The sequence below is a fragment of the Actinomadura sp. SCN-SB genome (assembly GCF_043906805.1).
Lineage (GTDB): Bacteria > Actinomycetota > Actinomycetes > Streptosporangiales > Streptosporangiaceae > Spirillospora.
In genome coordinates, this window is sequence record NZ_JBIMPP010000030.1 from 56,643 (window position 1) to 74,945 (window position 18,303).

An 18,303-nucleotide genomic window follows, 5' to 3' on the forward strand; every position below is an offset into this window, starting at 1 on the left:
CTCGCGCAACCCGCGCCACCGGCTCAACCTGCGGAAACCGCCGAACCCACAGAGCCCGCACAGCCGCCGGAATCCTCGGAGCCCGGACCGGTTGCCGGACCTGCGGGGGCTGCCGAACCCGCGGAGCCCGGAAAGCCTGCGGGGTCCCCGGGGGCCCCAGGGTCCTCGGAATCCGTTGTGTCCTCGGCGGCCGCTTCTGCGGCCGCTTCTATGGAACCGGGTTCGGCCGGGTCGGGTACGGCCGTTATCACAGGTGGGTTCCGCACGCGGATGCCGCGCATTCAGAAACCGGCCGTCCCTGAGGGTTTCCGCCTTCTGGAGCGGTGGCGGCAGGTGGCGGTGCTCGCCTGCGTGGCCGTCAGCGCGATCACGGCGCTGGTGGCGGTCGCGGTGCCGGTGACGGTGGCGGCGCGGCAGCTCGGGTCGCATCGCTATCTCGGGCCGCTCTCGGGGCTGGAGGGCCCGGTGTCGGCGGTGGCGTTCAGCCAGGACGGCGAGACGCTGGCCACGGCGACCACCACGGGCAGGATCCAGCTGTGGGACGCCACGTCCGGGGAATCGCTGAGCGCCTCCGACCCGGACGTCCCCTCCCGGTTCGACGGTGGCGGTCAGGTCTCCTCGCTGGCGTTCAGCCCGGACGGTGAGAGCCTCGTCGCCGGGGTCGGCGGCACGGGCGGCCCGGTACGGGTGTGGACGGTGGAGACCGGCGAGGCCCGCACCTTGGGCAACACCTCGGCGAGCGCCGCCGCGGGGCCGTCGGCGGCCTTCGTCGGCACCGGCGGCGACCGGCTGGCCGTGGCCACCACCGACGGCGTCCGGATCCTGGAGGTCCCCGGCGGGCGCGAGGTCGGGCGGCTGGCCGACCCGGACGCGGAGGTGGTCAGCCTGGCGGTCAGCCGGGACGGCTCGGTCCTGGCGGCGGGACGCGGCAACGGCACGATCCAGCTGTGGAACGTGCGCTCGGGGCGGCCCACGGCCACCCTGCGAGGCCACATCGACGCGGTGCCCGCCGTGGCGTTCAGCCCGGACGGCCGCACCCTGGCCAGCGGCGGCGCGGACGGCACGACCCGGCTGTGGAGCCTGCCGGCCGGGACGCAGGCCGCGATGCTGACCGGCCACAACCAGCAGGTGCGGTCCCTGGCCTTCAGCCCGGACGGTTCCACGCTGGCCAGCGCCGGGCCCGACTCGCCGATCCGGCTGTGGGACGTCGGCGGGCGGCGCGCCTTGGCCGTGCTGAGCGGGCACCGCACCGGCGCCGCGGCGGTCGCCTTCAGCCCCGACGGGCGGACGCTGGCGTCCGGCGGGGTCGGCCCGACCACCTGGCTGTCGGACGTCTCCGAACTCCCCTCCTGACCGGTCACGAAGCCGGCTCCCTTCATGACAGGAGCACGCATGACACCCCGGACTCCCCTCACCCGGCGCCGGCGCTCCCTGTCCGTGGCCGCGTCCACGGCGGGGACGGTCACGCTGACGCTCGCGCTGACCTCCTGCGCGGTGGACAGCGGGCCGGGCGGGCTCAAGCTCACCGACGTCAGCCGCGAGTCGTCCGCCCAGTCCTACGCCCGCACCCTGACCTCGTCGGCGACGTCGCTCACCACCGCGCTCGCGGCGATCGAGGACGCCACCCGGTACACCGACGTGTCGCAGCGGCTGTCGGCGGCGCGGCGTGCCGCCGACCAGGCCAAGACCTCGCTCAACCTGATCACTCCGCCGCGTGAGGCGGCGGGGGCGCACAGCAGGCTTGTCCTGGCCCTGTTCCAGTTCAGCCGCGACATGGCGGCCACCGACAGGGCCGTGCAGGACCAGAGGCTGTGCACCATGCCCGCCGTCCGGTACCAGGTCGGATCGTCCGACGGGGCCAAGCGGTTGCGGGAGGCCGTCGCGCAGTTGCGGGCCGCTCAGGGCGGGTACTCCTTCCCCGCCACCATCGCCGACCCCGGCGAGCTGACCGAACGCCGTGAGCGCAACGGCCGTTTCCTCAAGTCGGGCCGGCGCGGCGGTCGCGGGAACCTCACCATCGACAACAACGGTGACCAGGACGCCGTCGTCAGCCTGACCCGGAACGACAAGGCCGTCTTCGTCGTCTACGTCCGCAGCAAGTCCAAGGCCACGATCCGCGGGGTGCCGGACGGCACGTACACGTTGTTCTACACGACGGGCGTCGACTGGGACAGCGGCGCCAAACGGTTCTCCAGGGACTGCTCGACCCGGGAGAACCTGTCCGACACCGTCTTCCAGACAACGGTCGGCGGCGGCTTCATCCGCTGGCGCAACTGGACCTACATCATCGCCCCCGACGGCGGCGGCAACGCGCCTTCCGCACCCGTCGAACCGGACGACTTCCCCGCCGACTGACATCCCGCGAGGAAAGGCGGAGAAAGGGTGGGTTACCGCTTCTCGTCCTCGGCGCGCATTCCGTAGGCGTCGTAGCTCAGCTCGCCCGCCAGCCAGCGGTCGCGCAGCCCGGCCTCCTTCTCCAGCCGTGCCCGGACGGCGTCAAGGGTCGTGTCCACGGCGTCGGCCGGGACGGCCATCGCGCCGTCGTCGTCCAGGACGACCAGGTCGCCGGGCGCGATCGTGGTCCCGCCGATGGTGACGGGAACGTCGATCGAGCCACGGTGGTCCTTGGTCGCGCCGCGGACACGGCGCCACCGCGTCCACACGGGCAGGCCCAGTTCGCGCAGCTCGGCCACGTCCCGGACGGAGGCGTTCACCAGCACCCCGGCGGCGCCGCCGGCCTTCGCCTGCGTGGCGAGGAGGTCGCCGAGCAGGGCGACGGGCCGCGGCTCCGGCATGGTCAGGACGAGCACGTCCCCCGGCCGCAGGTGCGCCATGACCTCGTGGACGGCACGGTTGTCGTCCTGCCCGCACAGCGCGATGCGGGCCGGGCCGGCGACCTTCGCGCCCGGCAGGACCGGCTCGAAGTCCTCGTCGAGCAGCCCGACCCTGCCGCCCGCCTCGTAGACGGTGGCGACCCCGGCCGCGGCGAGTTCGGCGGCGGCGTTCGCGGCGCTCACAGGGTCCCCACCACGTTCGGCAGGAGCCGCTGGAACGCCTCCGCATGGCGGATGGCGCTGTCGCCGGTGACCTTGCGCGCGTGGTTGCCGCGCTGCTCGGCCCGTTGCTTGTAGTACTCCTGGAGGTAGACCTGCGCGGCCATCGCCGACATCGCCTCGACCTTGCGCTCGAACACCGGGGTGATGTCGACGTACACGGTCGGCACGAAGCCGCACAGCTCGGGCTGGTGCGGTTCGAACACCAGGAACTCCGAGGGCGGCGCCGTCGTGAACCCGCTGGCGACGACGGCGCCGGACGTCATGAGCCGCGCCCGCTGCACCGCCGCGTGCGCTACGGGGTGGTCCGGGTTGAACGGATCGCGCTCGGGGTGGGTGAGCACCACATGCGGCGCGAAGTCGCGCATGAGGTCGGTCAGCCGCCGAAGTCCCTCGGCCCCCACCTCCAGCGGGTAGTCGCCCAGGTCGAACGCCTCCAGTCGGGCGCCGACCGCCGTGGCGGCCTGCTCCGCCTCCGCGTGCCGGATCTTCTTCACGTTCTCCTCGGTCTGGCCCGGCTGCTTCCACAGCTCGCCGGACTCACCGCGTTCCCCGTAGGACAGGGCGACCACGATCGCCTCGCCGCCCGCGGCGGTGTGGCGGGCGATCGCCCCCGCCGCCCGCCACACGAAGTCGGCGCTGTGCGCCCCCACCACCAGCAGCCGCCGCCGCTCGCTCATCCGCTCGTCCCTTCCGCCGCGCCCGTCGGGGTGGTCTCGCCCCGGTGCCGTTCCTGGTCGGCACCGGCCAGCCACCGGCTGTTGTGGACGGCCATGACCCGGATCTCCTCGTCGGTGAACCCCTCGGCGAGCAGCCGGTCGGCCAGCAGCGCCAGCCCGTCCTCGACCGGCGGGTTGAACGGCTGGCCGAGGTCGCTGGAGAGCACCGAGTGCTCGGGACCCACGGCGCGGATGTTCTCCAGCCACAGCTCCCAGGTCACCTTGCCGGTGTAGGGGGTGGTGAAGCACCGTTCGAGAAGGGCGCCCTTCGCCGCGAGCGCGCGCTGCCGGTCCACCGCGATCCGCTGCGAGGTGAACTCGGGATGGGTGATCACGATCCTGCGCACGCCCTCGTCCACGGCGGCGTCGACGACCGCGTCGATCTCCGCCGCGCTGAGATGACCGGTGGCCAGCGTCAGGTCATGCTTGGCGATCACCCGCAGGACCTGCCGGGTGGCGTCCAGCACCGTGCCGTCGGGGCCGACCACGTCCACCGGGTCGGCGGCCATGCCCTCCTCGCGCAGTTCCTCCTGGAGCCGCGCCCACATGGGCGGGCGCGCGCCCTCGGGGTCCTGGGCGGTGCACTCGCGCTGGTTGGCGCTGTCGACCGTCGGCAGCCACACCATCTGCGCGCCGCCGCGTCCGGCCACCTCGACGGCGATCGGGTTCATGCCGCCGACCGAGCCGTTGAGCGTGATGGCCCCGACCGCCCCGAACCCGGGCACGGCGGCGCGCACGACGGCGGCGCGTTCGGTGGTCGGGACGTAGTGGGACTTCAGGACGAACCCGGCCAGCCCCACGTCGGCGAACCTGGGCGCGAGGGCGAGATCGTCGATCCGTCTGTTCATCACGTCGGGCGCGACGTGGATGTGCACGTCGTAGGCACCGGCGACGAGCTCACGCGCCCGCCCGGACGGGACCGGATGCTCCGCCATCGCCACCCCTCAATTTGTCGCCATACCGGTGGCAAAGATTGTTAACAATCTCGGCGACATCGTCAAGTGGGGTGACGAACGACTCACATAGAGGGAGCGACGAACGCGGCCGAACGGTTTCACAGGTGCGCGGCCAGCTCCCGGTCGTTGCCATGAGGATGCACCCGGGCGTCCTTCTGGAAACCCATGTAGTAGGAACCGCTCGCGCCGGCCACGTCGGCGGACGCGGCCGGCCACACCAGCGGGCCGGCGCGGCCCGAGGGACGGATCGAAGCGGACCGCCGCGATGCCCGTCCCCTCGACGCGGCGCGCCGGCTCCCGCGTGAACAGGATGTTCATGAGCTTGGTGGTGCCGTAGGCGAGCCAGCCGCCCCCGTACCGGCGCCGCTTCCCATTCCAGGTCGTCCATCCGGAGCCGGCCGAACCACTTGCCCCGGCTGGAGGTGGTGATCACCCGTACCGGCGCGTCCCGGGCCGACTCGCGCGGCCGTGGCAGCAGCAGCGCCGTGAGCAGGAACGGCGCGAGATGGTTGGACTGGAAGGCCGGCTCGCGCACGGCGGCCAGCGAGGCGACGTCGCAGGCGACCGGCTCGGTGATCACCACCGTCCTCCCCGCCATCGGGCCGGTCATGAGACCCGTCCGGGGTGCTCGGGCTCGCGGGGGCTGAACGGGCGGGCGGTGATCCGCCCAAGGCGGCTTCCCGCGCGGCGTGATGGCCGGGCCGTCCTGAAGGCGGCGCGGCGGAGCCGGATGTGCGAGCCGGGGTGACAGATCGGCCCGGCTCCACCAGACTGGCTGCCCGTGAGCGCCGCGAGACCGCCGGCGGCCCGCGCGGCCCGTGCCGCGGCGGACGCCGGACCCTCCCGGGACCGGTAGATTGCGGTTCTGGTCCGCTTTTGCCGCGCTTTCACATCCACCTTAGGTCCGCGGTGGCAGGGTGTGACGCGCGTGGTGTGTCGTCGAGCCCGGAGCGAGTGAGGAAACATGTCCGAGGATGACAAGCCCCGGGGTGAGCGTACGGTCAAGGCCAAGCCCACGGCCAAGCTGCCGAACGCGAAGAACATCCGGAGCCCGGAGTTCACCCCGCACGGGATCAGCGGAGGGAACCGCAGCCGGGGCCCGCGCCCGTCGGGCAAGACCGCCGCGCAGGCCAAGAGGCAGCGGCGCATAGGGATCGCGCTCTCGGTGGTCGCGGTACTGGCGATCACCGCCGGCGTCACCTACATCGCGACGCGTCCGGGCCCGGCGATCGCCGCCACCGGCGCGCTGGGCAAGGCGCCGAAGGTCAGCATCCCCAAGGACCTCGTCCCCTCCGGCGGCCTCAAGGTCACCCCGGTGATCAAGGGCAACGGGCACAAGCTCGCCAACGGCGACACCGCGATGGTGAAGTTCGTGTTCTACCAGTGGGCCAAGAGCACGGACATCAAGAAGCCGAACGAGAGCACCAACAAGAAGATCAGCTCGTCCTGGGAGCGCCCCGCGGGAGAGCAGGTGCTGCCGATGACCGTCGGCAAGACCGAGCTCAAGGGCCTGGACAAGGCCCTGGTCGGGCAGACCGCCGGCAGCCGGGTGATCGTGCAGATCCCTCCGTCCGAGGGCTTCGGCCAGTCGGGGCAGCAGATGGGGCTCTCCGGCACCGACTGGGTCGTGTTCGTGGTCGACGTGCTGGACGCCTACCCCAAGAACGCGCAGGCGCAGGGGACGCCGAAGAAGCTCGGCAAGGACCTGCCCGCCGTCGGCGCCATGGAGGCCGGCAAGGGGCCGAAGGTCACCATCCCCAAGGCGGACCCGCCCAAGGATCTGAAGGCCGAGACCGTCATCGAGGGCACCGGCGCCACCACCACCAAGAACGACGTCGTGGTCGTCAACTACCGTGGCCTGCTCTGGCGGGACGGCAAGCAGTTCGACTCCAGCTACGAGCGCGGCCAGCTCTCCTCGTTCCCGCTCAACACCACCGAGGGCGCCACCGGGTTCTTCAAGGGCCTCCAGGGCAAGAAGGTCGGCAGCCGCGTCCTGCTCGTCCTGCCGCCGAAGGACGGGTACGGCAAGGAGGGCAACCCCCAGGCCGGCATCAAGGGCACCGACACCCTGGTCTTCGTGGTGGACATCCTCGGCGTCATGCCCAAGTGACCGTTCTCACCTAGCACCGGTCCCAAGAACGCCGGACGGCGGGGCATCCGATTCGGATGGCCCGCCGTTCGCCTTTCCGGGATCCCGTTCGCGGCGGGAAAAAAGGAAAGACAACCGCCGAGGCCCCCCGTTCGTCCTTACTGAAGGGAGCACTGTGCCATGAGTCCCGACGCGCCGCCATCGTCGCCGCCCTCGGGGTATCGTCGGTGTCACGAAGCAGTCGCGGGGGGCTTGTGAGCAGCAGCGATGAGAGCCCGACCGCGGGCCGCGCGGGAGAGGACCCCGCCCCGGGCCCGAGCATAAGCCGACAATCCCACCGATCCGAGAATGACGACATCGCCGCGAACATGAATGAGAACGGCGTCCCCAGCGACACCGAGACGGACCTCGAAACCGATTCGACGAACGACGACGCGCCCGGCGACTCCGGCTCCAGCGCGGAGAGCGATCCGTTGAGCGGCACCGTCTACGGCGACGACGCCTTCGATGAGCCCTCCGGCACGGACGCCGTGGCCGGGCCCGACGAGCCCAAGGACGCGCCCAGGGACACGCCCAAGGACGAGGCCGAGGTCCCCGACGCGGACGCGACCCGCCGTGACCTGACCGTGCCCGCGACCTCCGTCACGCCGCCCGCAGCGCCCCCCAGCATCGTTCCGCCCGTTCCGGACGAGACCGAGGAGCCCGCCGCGGCGGCGGGAGGAGGCTCGGGGCGTCCGCCCGGGAAGCGGCGGGGCAGAGCGGCCCGGTACGGACGGCGGGCGCTGTTCGGCCTGCTGGCGTTCATCGGGCTCTGCCTGGCCGCGTTCGGGGTGGCCTACCTCATGACTCCCGTCCCGTCCCCGCAGGAGGAGGCGATCGCGCAGGGGCCGACCTTCTACTACTCCGACGGCAAGACGGTGATCGCCAAGACCGGGGTCAACCGCGACGCGGTCCCGATCGACGAGATACCGAAGGGCGTGCGGGACGCGGTGATCGCGGCCGAGAACCGCAGCTTCTACCGCGACCCCGGCGTGTCGGTACGCGGCACCACCCGGGCGCTGTGGTCCACGCTGACGGGCGAGCAGCTCCAAGGCGGCTCCACCATCACCCAGCAGATGGTCCGCAACTACTACGGCGGCATCGGCAAGGAGCGCTCGGTCGACCGCAAGCTCAAGGAGATCATGGTCGCCCTGAAGGTGGGGCGTGAGAAGGACAAGGACTGGATCCTTGAGCAGTACCTCAACACCATCTTCTTCGGCCGGGACGCCTACGGCGTGCAGGCCGCCGCACGGGCCTACTACGGCAAGGACGTCAAGGAGCTGACCGCGCGCGAGGGCGCCTACCTGGCGGCGGCGATCCAGCAGCCCAGCAGGTTCGCCGACCCGACCGGGCCGAACCGCGCCATGGCCGAGCAGCGCTGGCGGGCGGTGCTGGCCAACATGGTCAAGGACGGCGCGATCAGCCAGGCCGAGGCGTCCGCGATGACGTTCCCCATGCCGGCCAAGCAGAAGATCACCAACATCCTCAAGGGCCAGAAGGGCTACATGGTCAACGTGGCCAAGAAGGAGCTGATCGAGCGCCGCGGCTACAGCGAGGACGAGATCAACCGGTCCGGGTTGAAGATCATCACGACCTTCGACAAGCGGCTGATGGACGCCGCGCGGAAGGCGGTGCTCGCCAACTCCCCGGACGGGATGAGCAAGAGGATCCGCACCGGGCTGGTGTCGGTGGACCCGAAGACCGGTCAGGTGCTGGCCTTCTACGGCGGCCGTGACTACCTCACCGAGGCGCTGAGCAGCTCGTTCGGCGACTGGGCGCAGGCGGGGTCCGGGTTCAAGCCGATCGTGCTGGCCGCCGCGCTGAACGACGGGATGAAGCTGTACGACTCGGTGAACGGCTCGTCCCCGCAGTACTACAACGGCGCGCGGGTGGAGAACGACGGCGGCCGCAGCTACGGCTACGTCAGCCTGGTCGAGGCGACCCGTAACTCGGTCAACACCGCCTACGTCAACCTCGGCCGCGAGATCGGGCTGGACAAGGTGACGAAGATGGCCGAGAAGATGGGCATCCCCGAGAGCCAGCTCACCGCCAACGGCGCCAACACCGCGCCGACGTTCCCGCTGGGCGTCATCTCGATCCACCCGGTGCAGCAGGCGGGGGTGTACGCGACGTTCGCCGCCGAGGGCGAGTACCACACCCCGTACGTGGTCAAGTCGGTCACCAACAACGAGGACCACAGGCGCACGTTCAGCGAGCCGGGCAAGCGGGCGTTCAGCCAGGAGGTGGCCCGGGACGCCACGTACGCGATGGAGCAGGTGGTCAGGTCCGGCACGGGAACGGCGGCGCGGCTTCCCGACGGCCGCGACGTGGCGGGCAAGACCGGCACCACCGACGAGGGCCGCGCGATCTGGTTCAACGGATTCGTCCCGCAGCTCGCCACGAGCGTGTCCATGTTCCGCAGCGACAGCAAGCCGCTGAGGATCCCCGGGTACGGGGTGTACGGCGGTGTCCTCCCGGCACGGATCTGGCACGACTACATGACCGAGGTCGTGACCATCAAGGGCTACCCGCCCGAGTCGTTCGGCGCGCCCTCGGTCAACACCGGCGGCGACTACTTCGGGCGGCCGTCCGACACTCCGGGTGACGAGCGTCCCGACGAGCTGAACCCGACGCGCCCGCCGGACTCGGAGGAGCCGGAGGAGCCCTCGGACCCGCCCACCGACGAGGACCCCGGCCTGCCCCTCCCGACCCCCGGCAGGCCGGACGATCCGGATGACGGCGGTGGCGGAGACGACGAACCCGGAGGTGTGGGGCGGCCGGGCGGCCCCCGCCCCAACGTCTTCTGACGATCGACGCCGCCCCGCGTTCCGCGCGCGGAGGCGGCGTCGATCTGCTCGAACGGCCCTGTCTTGGTGGACGTGCCGGGCGGGGCGCTCGTCAGTCGCAGGCGCCGCCGATGCGGTCGGGCGTGGCGGCGATGACGCTGCTGAGCTGGGCGGCGTCACCGGTGCCGACGGCGTTGGCGGCGGTGCGAAGGTGGTCGGCCTCGGACTCGAGCGCCTTCTTCAGGTCCTCGTCCTCGGCCGTACGCGACAGCCCCTCCACGCGCGCCGCGAGCTGCTCGGTGGACTTCTTCCACTGCGCCGGATCGTTCGCGGACACGGTCCTGACCTGCGTCATGTACTGCTGGAACGCCGCCTTGGCACTGGCGCAGACCTCGTCGGTGTTGCCGCCCAGCAGCCCGCACCCGCCCAGCAGCCCGGACGCGCCGAGCAGCACCGCTCCCCCGGCCAGTGCCCGAACCGCCCTGTATCCCATCGCGTCCTCCGCTTCGTCCCCGTCCCTACCGGCACATGCTCCCGCAACCGGCCTATACTTCGCATGAGGTCATGAGCGCCAGCGCCAAGCCCCGGCTCGCTGGCCGGCAACCCTTCGTCCGCGATGGGGTGCCCCGGGTGATGACCCGGCCGGACGCGGCACCGCGCTCCGGCAAGCGCGGATCCCGTGGCCGGGTGGCCGACACCTGACGGGGTCCTGGAGCCCTGAGGAGGGTCGCCCATGTCCGGCGCAGTCAACGGCACGTTCGCCCACCGCACCTCGCGCCTCCGTCCCCCGTCTTCGCCGTCCCACGTACTTGCTAAGACGCCGTGGAGCGGCGGTGAGGTCGCGGAATTTCCGCGCGTCATCGGTGCCGACACGGTCGTCCCCTTGGACGGGGGCGGAAGCACCACCTACGCCAACTTCGACTACGCCGGGAGCGCGCCCTGCCTGGAGGCCGTACAGGAGGCCGTGACCGCCGCGCTCCCGTACTACAGCAGCGTCCACCGTGGCGCGGGGTACGCCTCCCAGGTCACCACCGAAGCGTACGAGCGGGCGCGTGAGACGGTTCGCGGCTTCCTCGGGGCGTGGACGCGTGCGGCGGTCGTCTTCACGCGCAACACCACCGACGCCATGAACCTCCTCGCGCACGCCGCGCCGCCCGGGACGACCACGGTGGTGTTCGAGACCGAGCATCACGCCTCGCTGCTCCCCTGGAAGCGCGCCGTTCGGCTGCCCGCGCCCACGACCCCCGCGGAGGCGATCGCCGCCGCCGACCGCGCGCTGGCCGGCGCCCCCATCGGGCCGCGGCTGCTGGTGGTGACGGCCGCGTCCAACGTGACCGGCGAGGTGTGGCCGATCGCCGAGCTGGCCCGGACGGCGCGACGCCACGGCGCCAGGATCGCCGTGGACGCCGCGCAGCTCCTTGCGCACCGCCCGCTGGACATGTCCGCGCTCGGCCTCGACTACGTCGCCTTCTCCGGGCACAAGCTGTACGCGCCGTTCGGCGCGGGCGTGCTGGCGGGCAGGGCGGACTGGCTGAAGGCAGCCGCCCCCTACCTCAAGGGCGGGGGCGCCACCGCGGCCGTCACCGGGCGCGGCGAGTCCGTCCGCTGGTCCGCCGACGTCCACCGGCGGCACGAGGCGGGCACGCCGAACGTGCTGGGCGCCATCGCGATCGCCGCGGCCTGCGAGACCCTCACGGCCATCGGGTGGGAGGCGCTGATCGAACGCGAGGAACGCCTGCTGGCCAGGCTGCGCGCCGGCATCGCGACGCTCCCCGGCGTGCGCGAGCTGTCGCTGTGGGGCGGCCATGGCCCCCGGGTGGGGATCGTGTCGTTCTCGGTGGACGGCTGGAACGCTCGGGACGTGGCCCTTAGGCTGTCGGAGGTCCATGGCATCGGCGTCCGGGATGGAATGTTCTGTGCCCATCCTTTGGTGCGGCACCTGCTCAACGGCGAGCCGGCGTGCGCGTCCGATGCGCCGGCCACGGCGGTGCGGGCGAGCTTCGGCATCGGTACGGCCGAGGCGCATGTCGATCGGCTTGTGGACGCCCTCGCCCACGACATCGCTGGGGAACTTTCGGCCTGTTCGTCCATGTAGCGTAAGGCGGGTCCGTAACTTGCGCGTCAAGAGCCCGGTCGCCGGGCGCGGGGCGGGCAGGATTGTGCCCGGCCGGGTCCGGCGGGGCGGGATGCAGGTGACGCGCATGCCAGCGCGGGAGGAAACAGGGGGTGGCGACCGTGGCCGACGCGTGGCGGCCCACGTCGGAACTCGAGCGCCGGCTGCATGAGACGGTGCGGAGCGGTGACCAGGAGGGGTACTTCCGCGTGCTCGCGCAGAGCGAGCTGGTCATCCCCGTGCCGCCGGACCGGATCGACGACGTGCTCGCGGACCGGGACAAGCCGACCTGGCCCGTCCAGGAGGAGGAGGGCCGCACGCACGTGCTGGCCTACACCTCGGCGGCGGCGATGCGGGAGTGCCTGGGGCCCGCGTACCGGCACTTCCTGCGGCTGAGGTTCACCGACCTCGCCCAGACCTGGCCGGACGCCCGGTGGTGGCTCGCGGTGGACGTGCCCGCGCGCGGGGCGGACGAGGTGGTGCTGCCGATCGAGGCGCGCATGCCCTCCTGGTTCATCAAGCAGGTCGTCGAGGGCGACACCGGTCTTCCCAAGGCGGGCCGTGACACCCCCACCTCGCTCCCGTCGTCGACGCCCGCGCCTCCGCCACCGGCGCCGCAGGCACCGGCACCCACACCCGTAACGGACGCGCCCGCGCCGGACGGCGGCACCGTGCGGGAATCCCCCGCCCCGACGCCTGCGGCGGCCGACGCACCCCCGCTGGACGCGCCCGCCCCGCAGGCCCCGGCCGCGGAGGCTCCCGCACCGGAGCCCCACGCTCCGGATGGCCCTGTGCCGGAGCCTTCGCAGTTGCCCGAGGGCGGCATGGCGCCGGGCCTGAGCGAGGAGACCGCGGCGCCGCAGCCCGATGCCGCCGATGTCACGCGCCTGGACAACCCCGTCGTCCCCGACGTTCCCCCGGCCGCCGCCGCGGACGCCGAGGCACGCGATGACCAGGCGCAGTGGGAGGAGCTTCAGGGCCGGCACCGGGAACTGCCGCGTGAGGAGCAGCGGCGTTCGGAGTTCCAGCCCGCCAACGACGTCGAGCGGGACCTCTTTCGCGCGGCCACCACCAACGACCACGACCTCTTCCTTCAGTCGCTGGCCGACGCCGAGGTGCTGCTGCCCGTCCCCGAGGACCTGGACTACCTGTCACGGCCCGGCCGTCCCGGCTTCCCCTGGTCCACCAGGGAGGTCGACGGGACGACCGTGATCCCGGTGTTCACCTCGCGGGAGCGTCTGGTGGAGGCGGCGCGGTCCGCCGGAACGGGCACCGACTCCATCGCGCTGCCGTTCACCGTGGTGCTGCGCTACTGGCCCGACCGCGACCGCCCGCTGGCGGTCAACCCCGGCTCCCCCGCCGGCGGCACGATCCTGGCCGAGCAGCTGTCCGGCCTGGCCACCTGGGCGGACCAGCGCGCGGCCCGCCGCATGTCCGAGGGGTTCGAGCCGCAGAACGACGTGGAGCGGCGGCTGTTCGACGCGGCGCTGCGGCGCGACACCGACGGCTTCTTCAAGGTGCTGCTGGGCGCGCAGGTCCTGGTCCCGGCCGACCCGGAGACGCCGTGGGGCATCGCCCCGGACGACCCCGCGTTCCCGTGGCGGCCCGTCCCGGTGCACGGCGCCGTCGCGATCCAGGTGTTCACCTCGCTGAAGTGGATGAACGAGGCGATCGGGTCGTCGCGGTTCGTGATGCCGACCCTGCTGGAGATCGTCAACGCGTGGCCGGACACCGAATGGACGCTCATCCTCAACCCGGGCACGCCCATCGACGCGACGCTGCCCGGCGAGCGGGTCCGCGCCCTCGGCGGCCCGCCGCACTCCGGCACCGGCGACTCCGCACCGGCGGCGCCCGCCGCGCCCCCCGCGCCCGCCCCCGAACCCCCGGCTCAGCCAGGGGAGACCGGGCCGCCCGCCGAACCGGAACCCGTTCATGCCGAGGAGCCCGAGACGATCCCGTCGGCGGCTCCCGCGTCCGCGCCCCCGGCGCAGGCGGCCTCGGCGAACGAGGCGGCCGACACCCGTCCGCCGCCCCCGGAAACCGAGTTCGAGCCGGGCAACCGGATCGACCAGGAGCTGTACGAGGCGGCGCTGGCCGGCGACTCCGACGCGTTCCTGCGGGTGCTGCTCGGCGCCAACGTGCTCGTGCCGATCCCCGCGGACGCGCCGCTGGAGGTCACGCCCATCCAGCGCGAGTTCCGCTGGGAGGCGGCGCTGCGCGGCCCCTCCGCCGTCCAGGTCTTCACCTCCCTGGTACGGCTCCAGGAGGTGCTGCCCGAGTCGCGGTTCGTGTACGCGGACTTCCGCGAGCTGATCGGGGCGTGGCCCGACCCGGAATGGGACATGCTCCTCAACCCCGGCACCCGGATCGGCGCGTCCCTCCGGGGCGACCAGGTGCGGGCGCTCAGCGAATGGGCGGTCCGGGTCGGCCTGGTGCAGCCGCGTCCCGAAGTGCCCACGCCGCCCCCGTCCCAGCAGCGGCCCGACGCCACCGTGGCGGACCTGCCCCCGGTCCGCGCCGCCGAACCGGCCACCGCGCAGGACCTCGCGACCGCGCCTTCGCCCGGCGCGCCGCCCGCGGCCGAGGTCGAGGAGCCCGCCCCCGCGCGGGCCCCCGTTCCAGGGCCCGACCCGGAGGCCGAACGGTCCCCTCAGCCCACGATCATGCAGAAGGTGGTGCCGCACCACCACGTCGACTGGTACCTGCAACAGGGCTACGACCGGGTCGGCGGCTTCGTCCACCCGACCTCCGACGTCGCCGAGTTGCAGACGCCGCTCCAGCTGTACGAGACGCTCGGCCTGCTGTACGACGACTCGCCGTTCCGCCCGGACGACCAGGGGGTGCACGTGATCCGCTGGCCCGCGTACTGCCCGGACCTCTACCGCATCCCGTTCGGCGGCCAGACCGAGGAGGAGCTGGCGGCCTGGGGCGACGCGGGCTGGGTGGTCGAGCGCCCGCCGTTCCTCGGCGGCGGGTTCGCGCCCGGCAGCGCCGGGTCGATCCGCGAGTACAAGGTGGACAGCGTGCGGCTGCCCTACGGCGCCGAGATGTACCACCTCGGCGCCGACGGGTCGGAGCGCTTCGTCGCGATGTACGACCCCGACCGGCTGGCCTGGCTGCGTCCGCAGAACGGCACCGCTCCCCAGCCGGATGGGTGGGACGGCCAAGGCCAAGGAGCCGCGCAATGATCCGCGACGGCTACGTGGCGCGGTGGCTCGGCCGCGAGTTCGAAGCCTCACCGGGAGCCGACGGAGAGGTGCGGCTCTACGCGCCGGAGCCGACCGACGGCTTCGAGGAGATGCGTCCCGGGCGGTTCCGCCGCGTCGTCCCGTTCTTCGAGGTCGAGGAGCTCCGTTACGTCCGTACGACGTGCGTGTGGCGGGGCGAGCGGTTCGTCGTCGTCGGCGAGCACGACGGCTGGCTGCGGGTCGAGTACACCGGCGGCCGCGCGCCCGTCGCCGAGAGCCTCGGCCTGGACAGGGTCGATCACGGAGTGTGGCAGGCATGGGCCCCGCGCGCGGAGATCCAGGATCTTCAGGAGGAATTCAGCTGATCACATAAAGAAGCGCCCACGGTGTTGCTTTGTCGCATAGTTCCGTGTTGGCATGTTGGCTGCGACATTCGGGGGTGCAGGCATGCCCTCGGCGGTCAACGGCGACACGTAGGCGCGACGGAGGTGCTGGGGCTGTGCTTCACCGATCGGCAGGGAAACCGATCCTGATCGGCCTCGGCGCCGCGGCGATCCTCGCGGCTGGAGCGGTCCCCGTCCTGGCGGTCCCGCCGGAGCCGCCGGGCCTGCCCGCCGAGCTCAGCACGGACGGGAGGGCCATCACGGTCCCGTCGACCCTTGAGCGGCTGTCCGAGGAGACGGGGTTCAAGGGTGTGACCGTCAAGGCGACCATCGGCGACGCGCCGGCGACGCTGGACACGACCTGCCCCGGAGGCGAGGCACCCGACGATGACGTCTGCGACCTCTCCGAGGTCGCGGACGCGACCGCCACGATCTCCTACCGGATCGCGCTGACGGGCGACATCGCCGAGGACACGGTCGTCACCCTCACGGTCACCGCGACCTTTACCCCCGAGGAAGGCGAGCCGGAGCCCGCCGAACCACGCACGACGAAGATCACCTTCCAGGCGCCCGAGCCCGATCCGACTCCGACGCCCACGAAGCCGACTCCGACGCCCACGAAGCCGTCCCCGACGCCCACCGACAAGGGCGAGGACGACGACGACAAGGACGACGACGGCGACTCGTCGAGCTCCGGCTCGGAATCCGGGTCGAGCGGCGGCTCGTCGTACACGCCGCCGGCCCCGAACGCGTCGTTCGGGGGCCCGCAGAGCCCGCGGATCGCGTTGCCGCCGCCGCTCGCCCCGCCGAGCCCGTCGGTGGCGCCGCAGTCGGCGCCGGTGCCGCAGAGCAGACTGCAGAACAACAAGGCCCCGGTCGCCCAGGACCTGACCTTCGAGCGGATGGCCAGCACCCAGGTGGCGTGGCTGGCGGCGCTGCTGGTCGCGTTCTCGGTGCTGCTCACGCAGCTTCGGCTCGGACGCAGGCGCGTCGCGCCGGGGCGGGCGTACGCGACGTCCGGGCGTCGGGTGGGCGCGCACCGCCGTCCGCGCCGCGGCCTGTTCGGCAAGTGATCGACGGCCGCTCACACGGCGCGCATGAGGCTGTGGCAGGCGATCGCGGCGGCGGCCACCACGTTCAGGGAGTCGACGCCGTTCGCCATCGCGGCGGGGCTCATGGGAATGCGCACCGGCTCGTCCGACTGCCGCAGCCAGCGTGAGGAGAGGCCGTCGCCCTCCGTCCCCAGCATGAGGGCGACCTTGTCGCCGAGCGGCGCCCTGTCGATCGGCGTGGCCGACGGGTCGGGGGTGAGGGCGAGCAGCTTGAACCCCGCGTCCCTGAGAATGGCCAGGTCGTCGTGCCAGTTGGTCATGCGCGCGTACGGGATCGCGAAGACCGCCCCCATCGACACCTTGATGGCGCGCCGGTACAGCGGGTCGGCGCAGCGCGGCGACAGGACGACGGCGTCGACGCCGAGCGCCGCCGCGCACCGGAAGATGGCCCCGACGTTCCCGTGGTCGACGAGGTCCTCCAGGACGAGGGCGCGCCGCGCCGCCGCGACGGTCTCCGCCACCGGCGGTACGGGGAGCCGTTCCATGGACGCGAGCGCCCCGCGGTGCACCGGGAATCCCGCCACGGCCTCGACGGTGGGGTCGTCGGCCACGTACACCGGGGCGTCCACCGTGCCGAGCAGGTCGGCGAGGGGCTCCACCCAGCGCCGGGACATCAGGAACGAGCGGGCGGGGTAGCCCGCGCCGACGGCGCGCCGGATCACCTTCTCGCCTTCGGCGATGAACAGGCCGTGCTCGGTCTCCAGCCGTTTGCGCAGCGTCACGTCCCGCAGCCCGAAGTAGTCGGCGAGCCGCGGATCGCCGGGATCGGAGAGGTGTACCAGCCTGGCCATCCCCTCATTCTGCCCACCCCGCCCACCCGGGCCGCGCCTCTCGGTCAGGGCAGGCGGATCACGGCGAGGACGGCGCGGTGGTCGCTGCCCGGCATGCCGTGGACGCCGTACCCGGTCACGGCGCAGCGCTCGTCGACCAGCACGTGGTCGATGGTGATGGGCCTGCGGATGTCGCCGGTGCCCCAGGTGGGGACGAGCCCGGAGCCCGCGCGGTCGGCGGCGTCGGCGTACCCGCGCCCGATCAGGCGCCGCAGGGTGGCGTGGTCGAGGGTGGCGTTGAAGTCCCCGGCCAGGATCTGGACCGGCCCGGAGGGCGTCGCGGAGGGCAGCCGGCCGATGTCGCGTTTCCACGACTCCTGGTCCTCCGCGGAGAGCGGCGGCAGCGGATGGACGGCGGTCACCTGGACCCGGCGGCCACCGGCGAGCGTGAGTTCGGCCCTCGGGGTCGCGACGCTCGTATCGGGGACGTCGGGCAGCCTGCGCAAGGGGTGGCGCGAGTACAGGCCGGATCCGGAGGCGGCCGGCCGCGTGTCCACGACCGCGTACGGCAGGAGGGTCCGGAGCCCGGCCGCCTCGTACCGCCGCACCGCCTCCCGCGGCAGTTCCTGGAGGCTGAGCACGTCGGCACGGGTGCGCCGGACGAGATCGAGCAGTGCACCGGCGTCGGCCCTGCCGTAGTAGAGGTTCACGCTGAGCACCCGCAGGGCGGGGCCGCGGGCGTCCGGCTGCCCGCCGCCGATCGCCCGCGGCGCCACCGGCGCGACCAGTGCCAGCGCCACGGCGCCCGCCGCGACCGCCGCCCACCGCCTGCGCAGGACGAGCGCGGCGGCGAGGGGCACGGGGGTGGTGGCCGCGGCGTACGGGGTGAAGGCCAGCAGCGGCGCGGCGTACGTCTCGATGAGGGGGACGCGGTCGCCGCCGATCAGCCGTACCGCGGCCCAGGTCCCCCAAGCGGCCACGCCCGCCCAAGCCAGAACGGAGCGCCAGTGGCCGGGCCCGCTCCGTCGTTTCGCCTTCTCGGCCGCCGCCCGTGGTGCGAACGTGGTCACATCGCTCAAGAACGCCCCCCGGCGG

The 18,303-nt window shown here is 72.8% G+C and carries 14 protein-coding genes and 1 riboswitch; of the genes, 8 read left to right on the forward strand and 6 right to left on the reverse strand.

The window, feature by feature from the left end:
• The first annotated feature begins 270 nt into the window (after positions 1-270).
• Together ACGWYJ_RS20405 and ACGWYJ_RS20410 are read left to right on the forward strand one after the other, a co-directional pair.
• Positions 271-1,353: a WD40 repeat domain-containing protein gene (locus ACGWYJ_RS20405; protein WP_395107730.1), complete on the forward strand. Its 1,083-nt coding sequence runs from the start codon at positions 271-273 to the stop codon at positions 1,351-1,353.
• A gap of 39 nt (positions 1,354-1,392) precedes the next feature.
• Positions 1,393-2,355 carry a hypothetical protein gene (locus ACGWYJ_RS20410; RefSeq protein ID WP_395107731.1) on the forward strand — a complete coding sequence of 321 codons (963 nt, stop codon included), beginning with the start codon at positions 1,393-1,395 and terminating at the stop codon, positions 2,353-2,355.
• A gap of 32 nt (positions 2,356-2,387) precedes the next feature.
• Here the strand turns inward: ACGWYJ_RS20410 and ACGWYJ_RS20415 are convergent, their stop codons facing one another.
• The 3 genes from ACGWYJ_RS20415 to ACGWYJ_RS20425 are packed head-to-tail and all read right to left on the reverse strand — an operon-like array spanning position 2,388 to position 4,707.
• Positions 2,388-3,017, reverse strand: coding sequence for an RraA family protein (locus ACGWYJ_RS20415; RefSeq protein ID WP_395107732.1), 630 nt, complete (start codon positions 3,015-3,017; stop codon positions 2,388-2,390).
• Positions 3,014-3,733 carry a PIG-L deacetylase family protein gene (locus ACGWYJ_RS20420; protein ID WP_395107734.1) on the reverse strand — a complete coding sequence of 240 codons (720 nt, stop codon included), beginning with the start codon at positions 3,731-3,733 and terminating at the stop codon, positions 3,014-3,016. The genes ACGWYJ_RS20415 and ACGWYJ_RS20420 overlap by 4 nt, the downstream gene beginning before the upstream one ends.
• Positions 3,730-4,707 (reverse strand): DUF6282 family protein, encoded by a 978-nt coding sequence (locus tag ACGWYJ_RS20425; protein WP_395107735.1) that lies wholly within the window; start codon positions 4,705-4,707, stop codon positions 3,730-3,732. The genes ACGWYJ_RS20420 and ACGWYJ_RS20425 overlap by 4 nt, the downstream gene beginning before the upstream one ends.
• Positions 4,708-5,692: 985 nt before the next feature.
• On the opposite strand from ACGWYJ_RS20425, the gene ACGWYJ_RS20430 reads away from it, so the two are divergent.
• Entirely contained in the window at positions 5,693-6,838 is a 1,146-nt protein-coding gene (locus ACGWYJ_RS20430; protein WP_395107737.1) for an FKBP-type peptidyl-prolyl cis-trans isomerase, read from the forward strand.
• A gap of 347 nt (positions 6,839-7,185) precedes the next feature.
• Positions 7,186-9,663, forward strand: coding sequence for a transglycosylase domain-containing protein (locus ACGWYJ_RS20435; protein ID WP_395107740.1), 2,478 nt, complete (start codon positions 7,186-7,188; stop codon positions 9,661-9,663).
• A gap of 91 nt (positions 9,664-9,754) precedes the next feature.
• Here ACGWYJ_RS20435 and ACGWYJ_RS20440 read toward each other — a convergent pair whose 3' ends face one another.
• A complete protein-coding gene (locus ACGWYJ_RS20440; protein WP_395107742.1) occupies positions 9,755-10,135 on the reverse strand; it encodes a hypothetical protein in 381 nt (126 codons plus the stop codon).
• Positions 10,136-10,202: 67 nt separating this feature from the next.
• Positions 10,203-10,319: riboswitch (SAM riboswitch) on the forward strand.
• Between the two features lie 56 nt (positions 10,320-10,375).
• On the opposite strand from ACGWYJ_RS20440, the gene ACGWYJ_RS20445 reads away from it, so the two are divergent.
• From ACGWYJ_RS20445 to ACGWYJ_RS20460, 4 genes are all read left to right on the forward strand, one after another.
• Positions 10,376-11,737 (forward strand): aminotransferase class V-fold PLP-dependent enzyme, encoded by a 1,362-nt coding sequence (locus ACGWYJ_RS20445; protein WP_395107744.1) that lies wholly within the window; start codon positions 10,376-10,378, stop codon positions 11,735-11,737.
• Positions 11,738-11,868: 131 nt separating this feature from the next.
• A complete protein-coding gene (locus ACGWYJ_RS20450; protein WP_395107745.1) occupies positions 11,869-14,943 on the forward strand; it encodes an SseB family protein in 3,075 nt (1,024 codons plus the stop codon).
• Complete coding sequence (locus ACGWYJ_RS20455; protein WP_395107746.1) at positions 14,940-15,308, forward strand: hypothetical protein; 369 nt, start codon at positions 14,940-14,942, stop codon at positions 15,306-15,308. The genes ACGWYJ_RS20450 and ACGWYJ_RS20455 overlap by 4 nt, the downstream gene beginning before the upstream one ends.
• 134 nt (positions 15,309-15,442) lie before the next feature.
• On the forward strand, positions 15,443-16,399 hold the full coding sequence (locus tag ACGWYJ_RS20460) for a hypothetical protein (protein WP_395107748.1): 957 nt from the start codon (positions 15,443-15,445) through the stop codon (positions 16,397-16,399).
• Positions 16,400-16,410: 11 nt separating this feature from the next.
• Here the strand turns inward: ACGWYJ_RS20460 and ACGWYJ_RS20465 are convergent, their stop codons facing one another.
• Positions 16,411-17,229 carry a TrmH family RNA methyltransferase gene (locus ACGWYJ_RS20465; protein ID WP_395107749.1) on the reverse strand — a complete coding sequence of 273 codons (819 nt, stop codon included), beginning with the start codon at positions 17,227-17,229 and terminating at the stop codon, positions 16,411-16,413.
• A gap of 44 nt (positions 17,230-17,273) precedes the next feature.
• The gene (locus tag ACGWYJ_RS20470; protein WP_395107751.1) at positions 17,274-18,188 is read right to left on the reverse strand and encodes an endonuclease/exonuclease/phosphatase family protein; all 915 of its coding nucleotides are present in this window, start codon (positions 18,186-18,188) and stop codon (positions 17,274-17,276) included.
• Between the last annotated feature and the right edge of the window lie 115 nt (positions 18,189-18,303).

What these genes read in the sequence shown, in the direction of transcription:
- ACGWYJ_RS20405 (WP_395107730.1), top strand. Translation starts at nt 271, where the DNA reads ATGCCGCGCATTCAGAAACCGGCCGTCCCTGAGGGTTTCCGCCTTCTG.
- ACGWYJ_RS20410 (WP_395107731.1), top strand. Translation starts at nt 1,393, where the DNA reads ATGACACCCCGGACTCCCCTCACCCGGCGCCGGCGCTCCCTGTCCGTG.
- ACGWYJ_RS20420 (WP_395107734.1), bottom strand. Translation starts at nt 3,733, where the DNA reads ATGAGCGAGCGGCGGCGGCTGCTGGTGGTGGGGGCGCACAGCGCCGAC.
- ACGWYJ_RS20425 (WP_395107735.1), bottom strand. Translation starts at nt 4,707, where the DNA reads ATGGCGGAGCATCCGGTCCCGTCCGGGCGGGCGCGTGAGCTCGTCGCC.
- ACGWYJ_RS20430 (WP_395107737.1), top strand. Translation starts at nt 5,693, where the DNA reads ATGTCCGAGGATGACAAGCCCCGGGGTGAGCGTACGGTCAAGGCCAAG.
- ACGWYJ_RS20435 (WP_395107740.1), top strand. Translation starts at nt 7,186, where the DNA reads ATGAATGAGAACGGCGTCCCCAGCGACACCGAGACGGACCTCGAAACC.
- ACGWYJ_RS20440 (WP_395107742.1), bottom strand. Translation starts at nt 10,135, where the DNA reads ATGGGATACAGGGCGGTTCGGGCACTGGCCGGGGGAGCGGTGCTGCTC.
- ACGWYJ_RS20445 (WP_395107744.1), top strand. Translation starts at nt 10,376, where the DNA reads ATGTCCGGCGCAGTCAACGGCACGTTCGCCCACCGCACCTCGCGCCTC.
- ACGWYJ_RS20455 (WP_395107746.1), top strand. Translation starts at nt 14,940, where the DNA reads ATGATCCGCGACGGCTACGTGGCGCGGTGGCTCGGCCGCGAGTTCGAA.
- ACGWYJ_RS20465 (WP_395107749.1), bottom strand. Translation starts at nt 17,229, where the DNA reads ATGGCCAGGCTGGTACACCTCTCCGATCCCGGCGATCCGCGGCTCGCC.